Origin of the sequence: Arthrobacter sp. TS-15, from assembly GCF_006964045.1 — a bacterium.
GTDB lineage: Bacteria > Actinomycetota > Actinomycetes > Actinomycetales > Micrococcaceae > Arthrobacter.
In genome coordinates this window covers 164120-175222 of sequence record NZ_SDXQ01000039.1, presented here as the reverse complement: position 1 = coordinate 175222, position 11103 = coordinate 164120, and the positions used below count along the sequence as shown (strand labels likewise).

Sequence of the window (11103 nt, the reverse complement as noted above, 5' to 3'; positions counted from 1 at the left end):
CATTCCCACCCACCCGAAGGGGCTGCTTTGTCTCAGTGCTGTATCAACCCGAGCATCCTGTCAGCGGATTTCGTCAACCTTGAGGCGGAACTGCAACGGATCAGCAATGCCGATGCCGTCCACGTGGACGTTATGGACAACCATTTTGTTCCCAACCTGACGCTGGGCCTGCCCGTGGTGCAAAGGATCCAAGCAGTCAGCCCGGTTCCGCTGGACGCACACTTGATGATCTCCGACGCCGACCGCTGGGCGCCTGCCTACGCGGACGCCGGCGTCGCTTCGGTGACGTTCCACGCCGAAGCTGCCATGGCGCCGGTCAAGCTGGCCCGCGAACTGCGCGCCAGGGGGTCCAAGGCCGGCATGGCCTTACGTCCCGCTTCACCTGTGGAGCCTTACCTGGACATGCTCAGCGAACTGGACATGCTGTTGATCATGACCGTGGAGCCCGGATTCGGGGGACAGGCATTCCTGGACATTACGTTGCCCAAGATCCGGCGTGCGCGGGCAGCGATTGAGGGGTCGGGGATCGGCGTCGCCATCCAGGTGGACGGTGGTATCACTGAGGAGACCATTGCGCGCGCGGCTGAAGCCGGCGCGAACGTCTTTGTTGCAGGCTCGGCCGTGTACGGGCATCCAGATCCCGCGGAGGCGATCGAGAAGCTTCGTGCAGCAGGTCAAGCCGCTGCTTGGACAAACGGCTGACGAGCGTCACCACATGTTACGAAAATGGCCCGGGAATAGCCTGGACATCTTTGTAGTTGTGGCAGAATAACAAAACACATACGTGCTCCGGGGTCGGTGTAAGTCCGAACCGGCGGTTATAGTCCGCGACCCGCGAGCCACTGGATTCCAAGAAATTGGACGTTCGGTGGCAGACGGTTGAACTGGTGAAATTCCAGTACCGACAGTTAAAGTCTGGATGGGAGAAGCACGTACAGTCATGCCTTGGGCGTCCCTTTTGCGACGCCCGGCATTGCGCTGTCGTACACCCCCGGAGTCATCGCGGCTTACAGGGAAGGAACGGCATGGACTTTCTGCGATGGCTCTTCGAAGCACAGATCCCCGTTGGAGGATCTGCTCTTGTCTTACGCGAAGTGCTTGGAAACATCTTTGGGCTCCTCAGCGCCCTCGGCGGTATGCGCCGAAAAGTCTGGGCTTGGCCAATCGGCATCGTGGGTAACATCCTCTTGCTCACGGTCTTCCTGGGCAACGTATTCGGTGCCGCAGCACCGGCCACGCTGTGGGGACAGGCCGCCCGCCAGATCATGTTCATCGCAGTGGCTGTTTATGGCTGGTACCGGTGGCAGCAAGGGCGGCAGTCGGGTACCCAAGGGCGTGCCATTGTCCCCGGTTGGGCCAGTAACAAGGTCCGCTTCGCGCTGATTGGTGCGATGGTGGCGGGCACGGCTGCACTGACGCCCGTGTTCGACGCGCTTGGCTCCTATCCGCCCGTCTGGGCCGACGCATGGACCTTCATGGGATCGCTGCTGGCAACCTACGGCATGGCACGTGGATGGACTGAATTTTGGTTGATTTGGGTGGCCGTTGACATTGTGGGAGTGCCGCTGCTGTTCAGCGCAGGCTATTACGCCAGCGCGGTGATGTACCTGTTCTACGGCTTCTTTACCCTCACCGGGTTCTTCGTGTGGTGGCGGGCCGAAAAGCGCGAACGTGCCGGCCGCGACGCCGAGCCCGTAGTCGCTGCTGTGTCCGCGGGGGCCGTCCAGTGAGCGCGGCCAATACGTTTTACACGGCAGCAGAGAATGCGGCCATGGAAGCCGCACTAAAAGCTGCACTTGCCGGTCCGCGGGGAGCCAATCCGTTGGTAGGGGCGGTCATCCTCAGTCCGGAGGGAAAGCAACTGGCAACCGGTTATCACCGAGGGGCCGGAACGGCCCATGCCGAAGCCGACGCGATCTCCGAAGCCCGGAGGAACGGCGTCGAGACTGCAGGAACCACCATGGTTGTCACGTTGGAGCCCTGCAACCATGTGGGCAGAACCGGGCCCTGCGCCCAGGCCATCATTGACGCAGGCATCGCAAGGGTGATCTACGCCGTCGACGATCCCCATGACCCCGCCGCGGGGGGTGCGCGCACGCTCACTGCCGCCGGTATTGACGTCAGGTCCGGGCTGGAAGGTGGCAGGGCGCTGGACCTGAACCGTGACTGGTTCGACGCCGTTGCGGCCAAGCGTCCCTTCGTCACCTTGCATATAGCCCAGACCCTGGACAGCAGAATTGCCGCTGTGGACGGCACCAGCCAATGGATCTCCTGTCCGGAGTCGCTTGCTGACAACCACGGACTGCGGGGTCTGATCGACGCGATCCTGGTAGGAACCGGGACGGTGCTGATCGACAACCCGCGATTGACGGCGCGGACACCGGAGGGCGGGCTCTCGGCCCACCAGCCCCTCCGTGCAGTCATGGGTTTGCGGGAAGTCCCTGAAGATGCTGCAGTCCGGGGAACCGACGGGCGTTTCCTTCACCTGCCCACGCGGGATCCGGCGGAAGCCTTGGGCCTGCTGTTCGAGCAGGGAGTCCGGCATCTCATGGTGGAGGGAGGCTCCTCCATTTTGAGCACTTTCCTTGCCGCGGACCTGGTGGACGAACTGATCGTCTACCTCGCTCCCACGTTGCTCGGATCCGGTACCCCGGCGCTTCATGACCTCGGTATCACCACACTTGCGGACGCCCAGCACTGGTCCTGGGACGACGCCGGTGGCGGCGCTGTCCGCATTCTCGGGAACGACCTTCGGCTACACCTGCGGTCACCACGGGGCGCCGCCAGCACTATCAAGAATTCGGTTTCGCAGAAAAATGTGGTTCTTCACGGAGAAGCTGCGGAACATCTCACAGGAGGAAACTGATGTTTACGGGAATCGTTGCCGAGCAAGGCACTGTGCTTGGCATTGAGCATGATGGCGATGCCAGCGCAACATTGAGGCTGAAAGCGCCTACCACGGCAGACGGCTTGCCCCTGGGTGGCTCCATTGCCGTCAACGGGGTGTGCCTGACCGCTACGCAGATCGAGGGCCAGGACTTCAGCGTGGACGTCATGGGGGAGACCCTCGTCCGGACAACCATTGGCGAGCTGGCGGCGGGAGATGCCGTAAACCTGGAACGTTGCGTTCCGGCCGGCGGACGGCTGGATGGGCACGTTGTCCAAGGCCATGTGGACGGTGTAGGTGAGCTGCTGGAACGCGAGCCGCTGGGGAACTGGGACCGGCTGAGGTTTGGAGTGCCGGCCACGCTGGCACGGTACATCGCCGAAAAGGGTTCGATCGCCGTCGACGGTGTTTCACTGACCGTGACCGCGGTCAGCCCTGCCGCAGAAACGGCGCCGTGGTTTGAAGTGGGCCTGATTCCCACCACGCTGGAAGAAACCGGCTTGGGCGCCAAAGCGGTGGGTGGCCGGGTGAACATCGAAGTTGATGTGTTGGCCAAGTACACCGAACGCCTCCTGTCCTTCGCGCCCCGGCAGGGAGGCAACTGATGAGCGCTCCCGCCAAGACAACTCCGGCCGGCACGGGACGTACCGGCTTGGATCCTGTCGAATCAGCAATCGCTGCCATGGCCGCCGGCAAGGCCGTGATCGTGGTGGACAACGAAGACCGGGAAAACGAAGGCGACATCATTTTCGCCGCCGAGCACGCAACGCCGGCGCTCATGGGCTGGACCATCCGTTATTCATCCGGAGTCATCTGTGTTCCCTTGGATTCAGAGCGCGCGGACGCCCTGATCCTGCCGCCTATGGTGGAGATCAACGAGGACGCAAAGGGAACCGCCTACACCATTTCCTGCGATGCTGCGATCGGAGTCAGCACCGGAATCTCAGCTACTGACCGCGCTTTGACTGCCCGAATTTTGGCGGATCCAAACAGCACTCCGGCATCGATCACACGCCCCGGGCATATTTTCCCGCTGCGTGCGGTTAACGGGGGAGTGCGTGAACGCCCAGGTCACACGGAAGCTGCCGTGGACCTGTGTCGGCTTGCCGGGCTCGCTCCGGTGGGTGTGATCGCAGAGTTGGTACATGACGACGGTGAAATGATGCGGCTGGACAGTCTCCGTGATTTTGCCGCTGAACATGGATGCCCCCTCATCTCCATCGAGGACCTGGTGTCGTATGTTGAGGCGGTAGAGTCCCGGAAAGCACATGTTTCACAGGAGGACGAGGAGAAGCGATGACCGCATCGACCACACGCAGCAGCGACCACACCGGCCCCGGGACGCACCCCGTCAGTGGTGGGCCGATCGTGCAGTTGCCTACGGCTTTTGGTGACTTTGTGGCACAGGCGTGGACTGACCATGAGACCGGCCACGAGCACCTCGCCGTGAGTTCCCCCAACCCGCCCAAGGGCGGCCGTGCACCATTGGTAAGGCTGCATTCGGAGTGCCTCACCGGTGATGTGTTTGGTTCCTACCGCTGCGACTGCGGAGAACAGTTGGCCTTTGCCCTGGAGCTCATCCACGCAGAGGGCGGGACCTTGCTGTACCTGCGCGGCCAAGAGGGCCGGGGCATCGGGTTGGCCAACAAAATCAAGGCATATGCGCTGCAGGAAGCCGGCTTTGACACAGTGGAAGCCAACGAACAGCTCGGCCTGCCTGTAGATGCGCGCTCCTACACTGCCGCGGGCCAGATCCTTGCGGAGATGGGACTGCACGAGGTCAGGTTGTTGAGCAACAACCCCGATAAGCAGAACCGCCTCGCCCAAGCCGGTGTCACGGTGGTGGAGATGGTGCCCACCGAGGTTCCCTCCCGCGAACAGAACCTCCGCTACCTGCAGACCAAGAAAGACCGGATGGACCACCGGCTGGCGCTGGACGTCCAGCCCGTCAGCAACGGCAAGACGCCGGCATCCCTACCCTTTGACAACAACCAAGACTGAACGGATCCCCAGCAACTATGAGCGGCCACGGCGCACCAACTATCGACCTCGCCACCCTTAACCCCGAGGAAACCTCACAGCTGAAGTTGGCCATTGTGGCCGCGAGCTGGCACACACAGATCATGGACGGCCTGGTTGACGGTGCCCTCCGCGCAGCCAAGGAAGCCGGCATCGCCGAACCCACGCTCCTGCGGGTTCCGGGCAGCTTTGAACTTCCGGTTGCAGCGGCCAGGCTCGCGCCGCACTTCGACGCTGTGGTAGCCCTCGGCGTAGTGATCCGCGGCGGGACCCCGCACTTCGACTACGTCTGCCAGGCCGCGACGTCGGGCCTCACCGACGTCAGCGTCCGCACCGGGGTGCCTGTTGGCTTCGGCGTCCTCACTTGCGACACCGAGCAGCAGGGCATCGACCGTGCTGGCCTTCCGGGTTCCAAGGAGGACAAGGGACACGAAGCAGTGACCGCTGCCTTGGCCACGGCTGTGACACTCAAACAGTTCAGCTAGAGGCCTGGATCGAAGGGGATGTGAGTGTGTCTTCACTCACATCCCCTTCGTCATGCAACGCCCCAACAAGCGGTGGCTGCCCCTGAGCAAGTAGTCTGGAGGGCGTGAAGAATTTCGAGACGCTGTTCGCAGAACTGAGTGAGAAAGCAGCGACCCGCCCGGCAGGTTCGCGCACGGTTGCCGAACTGGACTCCGGAATCCATGGCATCGGTAAAAAGGTGGTCGAAGAGGCCGCCGAAGTCTGGATGGCCGCGGAGTACGAATCGGACGAAGCCGCCGCTGAGGAAATCTCCCAGTTGCTGTACCACCTGCAGGTCCTCATGCTCGCTAAGGGCCTCAGCCTGGAAGACGTTTACAAGCATCTCTAGCCACGCCACTCCGCTTGCCTGTTGCGGAGCCCCCTGCGTGGCCAAGGTGCCTGAAAACCTCCATTCCAAAAAGAAAGTCTCCCAATGCTCCGTGTAGCAGTCCCCAACAAGGGATCCCTGTCCGAAGCCGCCTCGGCAATGTTGTCCGAGGCTGGTTACCGCCAGCGCCGCGACACCCGCGAACTGGTCATGGTTGATCCCGACAATGACATTGAGTTCTTCTTCCTCCGTCCCCGCGACATCGCCGTTTACGTCGGCCAGGGAACCCTGGACGTCGGCATCACCGGCCGCGACCTCTTGTTGGATGCAAAAGTGGAAGCCGAAGAACTGCTTCCTTTGGGCTTCGCGCCGTCCACGTTCCGGTTCGCTGGACCGGTAGGTGACTTCACCGGCGTCGAGCAGCTCGAAGGCAAGCGCCTGGCAACCAGTTACGACGGACTTTTGCGCGATTACCTTTCCGAGCGCGGCGTGAACGCCACCGTGGTCCGGCTGGACGGAGCCGTTGAGTCTTCCGTGCGTCTGGGCGTCGCGGACGCAATCGCCGACGTCGTTGAAACAGGTAACACGCTCAAAGCTGCCGGCATGGAGATCTTTGGCGATCCCATCCTGAAGTCCGAGGCCGTGCTGATCCGCCGGTCCGGTTCGGGCGGAGCCGCCAACGGGACAGCCAAGGAAATCGAGATTCTCATCCGTCGACTCCAGGGTGTCCTCGTAGCCCGCCAGTACGTCCTGATGGATTACGACATCCGCAAAGACCTGGTGGAGGACGCGGCTGCGCTGACTCCCGGCTTGGAATCGCCCACTGTCTCACCGCTGCGGGATTCGGAGTGGGTTGCTGTGCGGTCCATGGTTCCCAAGAAGGAAACCAACCGCATCATGGACGAGCTCTACGACCTCGGAGCACGCGCCATCCTGGTCAGCAGCATCCACGCTTGCCGCATCTGATCCACGGACAGCAAGCCCAGTAGAACTTAGGAGCAGCACATGGCTGTAGCCGTACGCGTCATCCCATGCCTGGATGTCGATGCAGGCCGGGTGGTCAAAGGCGTCAATTTTGAAGGACTCCGAGATGCCGGAGATCCGGTGGAACTCGCGCACCGGTACGATAACGGCGGGGCCGACGAATTGACGTTCCTGGACGTCACTGCGTCGTCCGGCAACCGCGAAACCACGTTCGACGTCGTCCGCCGCACGGCTGAGGAAGTCTTCATTCCCTTGACCGTGGGTGGTGGTGTTCGTGGCGTGGCAGAGGTGGACAAGCTCCTGCGCTTCGGTGCGGACAAGGCGTCCATCAACACCGCGGCTGTCGCCCGCCCCGATGTGATCGATGAAATCACCCGTCACTTCGGCTCGCAGGTCCTGGTGCTCTCGGTGGACGCGCGCCGTACTCGTGACGGTGACATCCCGACGTCGTCCGGTTTTGAAGTGACCACGCATGGTGGCCGCACCGGTACCGGAATCGACGCGATCGCCTGGGCCAAGGAAGCCGCCGACAGGGGTGTGGGAGAGATCCTGCTCAACTCGATCGACGCCGATGGCACGAAGGACGGCTTCGACCTCGAGTTGATCCGGCTGGTTCGGGCGGCGGTAAACATCCCCATCATTGCTTCGGGCGGGGCCGGCGTGCCTGCCCATTTCCCGCCCGCCGTGGAGGCTGGCGCGGACGCCGTGCTGGCGGCCTCGGTGTTCCACTTTGGCCCGGATGACATGATCGCCCAGGTGAAGACCGCGATTCGTGAGGCAGGCTTCGAGGTTCGCTGATCAGTAGAGTTTAAAAGGCAATGGAGGGTCACCGCGCAGGTGACCCTCCATTGTGCACTTAGAGGCCGATGTCGGCTGACTGCAAGAGCGCGACGGCGTCCGGCTGGCCTTCAAAGGTGACGAGCGCTTGGCTGGTACGTCCATGAGCGTGCATGAGCAGTTCGCCGGGCTCGCCGACGATTGCTACTGAAACGGGGGCTCGCTTGGCTACGTGTCGGGGACCGGTGGGTCGCACAAGCACAATACCGAGGTCCACACCGCGGTAAAGGAAGGCCGCGCGCTTGATGAGGTCGTCCCAGAGGGCATCCGAATATGCTTCGTCGAGTGCCCGGGGTGCCCAACGGTCGCCGGCGCGGCGAATGTCCTCGGTGTGAACAAAGTACTCAATGAGATTGGACGTCTCATCCAGGGCTTTGATCTTCAAGGGGGAGAGGGCCGGAGGGCCGGCGCGGAACGTCTTGATGAGGTCCGCATAGGCTTCAGGGCTCTTGAGCTTGGCAGCGAGTTTGGAGGTGGCCTTCTCCGAGGCCTTGCCCAAACTGGGAATCAGCAGGCCCAAACCCACTGCAATCTTCCGTTCGCGCAGATACAAATGCGCAGCAAGATCCCGCGTCTGCCACCCTTCGCAGAGCGTGGGGGAGTCAGGTCCGGCCGCCAGAAGGGTTTCGGCCAGTACTTCTCGGGAAGGATCGACGAAATGCATCACTTGTGAAACTAGCACGATCGGAGCACTCTTGCGCAGTGGAACCGCCGCAGAATCCGGCTCCCGCCAAAGGCACTAGACTTGATCTGATGTCAGAGCAGTCCGCCCCCAGCCCAACTCCTGCCGCGGAGCCCTCAAGCGAGCCCGCGAGCCCTTTGCCGCAGGAGATCGCCAGCGCCCTGAAACGGGATTCTTCCGGCCTCGTCGCAGCTATCGTGCAGCAGCACGACACCCATGAGGTCCTCATGCTCGGCTGGATGGATGATGAGGCTCTCCACCGCACCATGACCTCCGGCAGGGTCACGTTCTACTCCCGCTCCCGTCAGGAGTACTGGCGTAAGGGCGACACCTCCGGACACGTACAGTTCGTGAAGTCTGTCGCCCTTGACTGCGACGGCGATGCCCTCCTGATCCGCGTGGACCAGATCGGCGCAGCCTGCCACACCGGAACCCGGACCTGCTTCGATGGTCGCGACTTCACAGTTGTTACGGGCCACCCCGACTAAGGCACCCACCACTTTCCACTGACGCACCACCTCAGACAATAAGGCGGAAAACATAGCCATGCAGGACCTTGGAATCATCAGCCCGGGCCTGGAAGAGTTCCGCGAACTCGCCGTCCACAGCCGTGTCATCCCTGTCCGACTCAAGGTCTTGGCGGATGCCGAGACTCCCATTGGCCTGTACCGAAAGCTGGCCAAGGGGCAACCGGGAACCTTCCTCTTGGAATCCGCTGCGGTTGGCGGCGCGTGGTCGCGCTACTCCTTCATCGGTTCCAAGTCCCGTGCCACGCTGACCACCAAAGACGGCCAGGCGCACTGGATTGGTGAGCCACCCGTGGGAGTTCCTGTCTCGGGCAACCCCGTTGACGCTGTGCGGGACACCGTCGCGGCACTTCAAACTGACCGCTTTGATGGGTTGCCGCCGTTCACGTCCGGTTTGGTGGGCTTCCTCGGGTGGGAAGCTGTGCGCCATTGGGAGCGGCTGACGTCCCCGCCCGAAGATGATCTGCAGCTGCCCGAGATGGCACTGAACCTGGTCACCGACATGGCGGTGCACGACAATATGGACGGCACCGTCCTCCTGATTGCCAACGCCATTAATTTCGATGACAGCTCCGAGCGGGTGGATGATGCCTGGCACGACGCCGTAGCCCGGGTGAAGGCGCTGCTGGAGCAGATCAGCACACCGGTTGCCCAGCCCGTGTCCGTGCTTGAAGCGGCTGCCCTGGACTTCGCCTCGAGCGTCCAGGAACGCTGGGACGAGGCCAAATACCTGGAAGCAATCGACCGCGGCAAGGAAGCCATTGTTGACGGTGAGGTTTTCCAGGTAGTGATCTCGCGGCGATTCGAAATGGAATGCGCCGCGGACCCCCTGGATGTTTATCGCGTCCTGCGCAACACCAACCCCAGCCCGTATATGTACCTCTTCAGCCTGGAGGACGCGGACGGCCGCGAGTACTCGATTGTGGGCTCCTCACCGGAGGCCTTGGTCACGGTGACCGGACAGGAAGTTATTACCCACCCCATCGCCGGCTCGCGCCCCCGTGGCAAGACGGTGGAGGCCGACAAGGCATTGGCTACTGAGCTTCTGGCTGACCAGAAAGAGCGCGCAGAGCACCTGATGCTGGTGGATCTCTCACGCAACGACCTCTCCAAGGTCTGTGTGGCCGGAACCGTGGACGTTACGCAGTTCATGGAAGTGGAGCGGTTCAGCCACATCATGCACCTGGTGTCCACCGTGGTAGGCGAGCTCGCCCCGCACGCAAAGGCCTACGACGTCCTCAAAGCGACTTTTCCGGCGGGCACTCTTTCCGGTGCTCCCAAGCCGCGCGCGCTCAGGCTGCTGGACGAACTCGAACCGCACCGGCGTGGTATCTACGGCGGCGTGGTGGGCTACTTGGACTTCGCCGGAGACATGGACATGGCCATTGCCATCCGGTCCGCACTGCTCCGTGAGGGACGCGCCTACGTCCAGGCCGGCGGTGGGATCGTGGCCGATTCGCACAAGCCTTCGGAAGCCCTTGAAACGGTGAACAAAGCTGCCGCACCTCTCCGTGCGGTGCACACAGCCGGTTCGTTGCAGAACATTTCCGCAAGGTCTGTGCGGAGCGCAGATGAATCCGACACCGGGACGTCGATTTCATGAGCGCGGCATCTTCAGCACCTTCTGTGAGGCAGTCTCCGCGGTGGGCGCGAAAATCCACTCTGGTTCTGGCCACCACCATCCTTGCGCTGGCCGTTTTTGGAGCCACCACTCAGACCTGGATCGAGGTCCGGCTGGACCCCACTGGTGCCTCCAACAGTGACCTCCATGTCCAAGGAAGCAAAGCGGCTACCGCGGTCACAGCACTGGCTGTCGTCGCTCTGGCGGGCGGCTTGGCTGCATCCATCGCCGGAAAGATAGCGCGCTGGATCATTGCAGTCCTCATTGTTTTGTCAGCTGCGGGGATCATCCTCGCGGCAGTGACCGTCATGCTGGATCCGTTGGGAGCCGCGCAAGGTTCCATAGCTGCAGCCACGGGAGTATCGGGCGGGCAGGCCGATGCAGCAGTTACTGTGTTCCCCGTGCTTGCCATCATTGCCGGTTCCCTTCTGGCGGTCTGCGCTGTTCTCTTGCCGCTTGCGGCTCGTCACTGGACCTCACGGACCAAATATGACGCCGGGACGAGAAGCAAGAAGAGCAACAACGAACCCGTTGACGAGATCGACAGCTGGGACAGCCTCTCGCGCGGAGAAGACCCCACGTAAGCAGTCGCATCGTACTTTCGGGTTCCCCGGCGCAACAAAGCCGACCACACCTGCGATGACGTCCGGCGATGTCCCGGCCGTCGTCAATAAATGGCAGAATGTAAGCAGTATTCATCCTGAGGAGATTTCA

14 protein-coding genes and 1 riboswitch are annotated in these 11103 nt (G+C 62.3%); of the genes, 13 read left to right on the top strand and 1 reads right to left on the bottom strand.

The features are described from left to right. Positions 1 to 27 precede the first annotated feature (27 nt). From rpe to hisF, 10 genes are all read left to right on the top strand, one after another. Positions 28 to 702, top strand: coding sequence for a ribulose-phosphate 3-epimerase (gene rpe / locus EU811_RS16615; RefSeq protein WP_142939433.1), 675 nt, complete (start codon positions 28 to 30; stop codon positions 700 to 702). A 78-nt stretch (positions 703 to 780) separates the two neighbouring features. After that, positions 781 to 936, top strand: a riboswitch (FMN riboswitch). Between the two features lie 89 nt (positions 937 to 1025). Further along, a complete protein-coding gene (gene pnuC, locus EU811_RS16610) occupies positions 1026 to 1730 on the top strand; it encodes a nicotinamide riboside transporter PnuC (protein WP_142939432.1) in 705 nt (234 codons plus the stop codon). Positions 1731 to 1771: 41 nt separating this feature from the next. Then, a complete protein-coding gene (ribD, locus tag EU811_RS16605; protein WP_187697231.1) occupies positions 1772 to 2866 on the top strand; it encodes a bifunctional diaminohydroxyphosphoribosylaminopyrimidine deaminase/5-amino-6-(5-phosphoribosylamino)uracil reductase RibD in 1095 nt (364 codons plus the stop codon). Further along, positions 2866 to 3492, top strand: coding sequence for a riboflavin synthase (locus EU811_RS16600; protein ID WP_142939430.1), 627 nt, complete (start codon positions 2866 to 2868; stop codon positions 3490 to 3492). Before ribD ends, EU811_RS16600 begins: the two co-directional genes overlap by 1 nt. Then, complete coding sequence (ribB, locus tag EU811_RS16595; protein ID WP_142939429.1) at positions 3492 to 4187, top strand: 3,4-dihydroxy-2-butanone-4-phosphate synthase; 696 nt, start codon at positions 3492 to 3494, stop codon at positions 4185 to 4187. The genes EU811_RS16600 and ribB overlap by 1 nt, the downstream gene beginning before the upstream one ends. Further along, entirely contained in the window at positions 4184 to 4888 is a 705-nt protein-coding gene (gene ribA / locus EU811_RS16590; RefSeq protein ID WP_142939428.1) for a GTP cyclohydrolase II, read from the top strand. Before ribB ends, ribA begins: the two co-directional genes overlap by 4 nt. 17 nt (positions 4889 to 4905) lie before the next feature. Then, positions 4906 to 5391, top strand: a complete 486-nt coding sequence (gene ribH / locus EU811_RS16585) for a 6,7-dimethyl-8-ribityllumazine synthase (RefSeq protein WP_142939427.1) — start codon at positions 4906 to 4908, stop codon at positions 5389 to 5391. A gap of 104 nt (positions 5392 to 5495) precedes the next feature. Next, positions 5496 to 5759: a phosphoribosyl-ATP diphosphatase gene (locus EU811_RS16580; protein WP_018778638.1), complete on the top strand. Its 264-nt coding sequence runs from the start codon at positions 5496 to 5498 to the stop codon at positions 5757 to 5759. Between the two features lie 84 nt (positions 5760 to 5843). Beyond that, entirely contained in the window at positions 5844 to 6704 is an 861-nt protein-coding gene (hisG, locus tag EU811_RS16575) for an ATP phosphoribosyltransferase (protein WP_142939426.1), read from the top strand. Positions 6705 to 6743: 39 nt separating this feature from the next. Next, positions 6744 to 7520 (top strand): imidazole glycerol phosphate synthase subunit HisF, encoded by a 777-nt coding sequence (hisF, locus tag EU811_RS16570; protein ID WP_142939425.1) that lies wholly within the window; start codon positions 6744 to 6746, stop codon positions 7518 to 7520. 58 nt (positions 7521 to 7578) lie between these two features. On the opposite strand, the gene EU811_RS16565 is transcribed toward hisF, so the two are convergent. Further along, the gene (locus EU811_RS16565; protein WP_142939457.1) at positions 7579 to 8223 is read right to left on the bottom strand and encodes a TIGR03085 family metal-binding protein; all 645 of its coding nucleotides are present in this window, start codon (positions 8221 to 8223) and stop codon (positions 7579 to 7581) included. A gap of 89 nt (positions 8224 to 8312) precedes the next feature. On the opposite strand from EU811_RS16565, the gene hisI reads away from it, so the two are divergent. Genes hisI through EU811_RS16550 form a run of 3 tightly spaced genes read left to right on the top strand, consistent with a single transcriptional unit; the run spans position 8313 to position 10973 of the window. Beyond that, positions 8313 to 8729: a phosphoribosyl-AMP cyclohydrolase gene (gene hisI / locus EU811_RS16560; RefSeq protein WP_142939424.1), complete on the top strand. Its 417-nt coding sequence runs from the start codon at positions 8313 to 8315 to the stop codon at positions 8727 to 8729. Between the two features lie 58 nt (positions 8730 to 8787). Next, on the top strand, positions 8788 to 10371 hold the full coding sequence (locus tag EU811_RS16555; protein WP_142939423.1) for an anthranilate synthase component I: 1584 nt from the start codon (positions 8788 to 8790) through the stop codon (positions 10369 to 10371). Next, positions 10368 to 10973: a Trp biosynthesis-associated membrane protein gene (locus EU811_RS16550; RefSeq protein ID WP_142939422.1), complete on the top strand. Its 606-nt coding sequence runs from the start codon at positions 10368 to 10370 to the stop codon at positions 10971 to 10973. Before EU811_RS16555 ends, EU811_RS16550 begins: the two co-directional genes overlap by 4 nt. Positions 10974 to 11103 lie beyond the last annotated feature (130 nt).

Excerpts from the sequence above, each read along its gene's own strand:
- pnuC (WP_142939432.1), top strand. The coding sequence starts at position 1,026 with ATGGACTTTCTGCGATGGCTCTTCGAAGCACAGATCCCCGTTGGAGGA.
- ribD (WP_187697231.1), top strand. The coding sequence starts at position 1,772 with ATGGAAGCCGCACTAAAAGCTGCACTTGCCGGTCCGCGGGGAGCCAAT.
- EU811_RS16600 (WP_142939430.1), top strand. The coding sequence starts at position 2,866 with ATGTTTACGGGAATCGTTGCCGAGCAAGGCACTGTGCTTGGCATTGAG.
- ribB (WP_142939429.1), top strand. The coding sequence starts at position 3,492 with ATGAGCGCTCCCGCCAAGACAACTCCGGCCGGCACGGGACGTACCGGC.
- ribA (WP_142939428.1), top strand. The coding sequence starts at position 4,184 with ATGACCGCATCGACCACACGCAGCAGCGACCACACCGGCCCCGGGACG.
- ribH (WP_142939427.1), top strand. The coding sequence starts at position 4,906 with ATGAGCGGCCACGGCGCACCAACTATCGACCTCGCCACCCTTAACCCC.
- hisG (WP_142939426.1), top strand. The coding sequence starts at position 5,844 with ATGCTCCGTGTAGCAGTCCCCAACAAGGGATCCCTGTCCGAAGCCGCC.
- hisF (WP_142939425.1), top strand. The coding sequence starts at position 6,744 with ATGGCTGTAGCCGTACGCGTCATCCCATGCCTGGATGTCGATGCAGGC.
- EU811_RS16565 (WP_142939457.1), bottom strand. The coding sequence starts at position 8,223 with ATGCATTTCGTCGATCCTTCCCGAGAAGTACTGGCCGAAACCCTTCTG.
- hisI (WP_142939424.1), top strand. The coding sequence starts at position 8,313 with ATGTCAGAGCAGTCCGCCCCCAGCCCAACTCCTGCCGCGGAGCCCTCA.
- EU811_RS16555 (WP_142939423.1), top strand. The coding sequence starts at position 8,788 with ATGCAGGACCTTGGAATCATCAGCCCGGGCCTGGAAGAGTTCCGCGAA.
- EU811_RS16550 (WP_142939422.1), top strand. The coding sequence starts at position 10,368 with ATGAGCGCGGCATCTTCAGCACCTTCTGTGAGGCAGTCTCCGCGGTGG.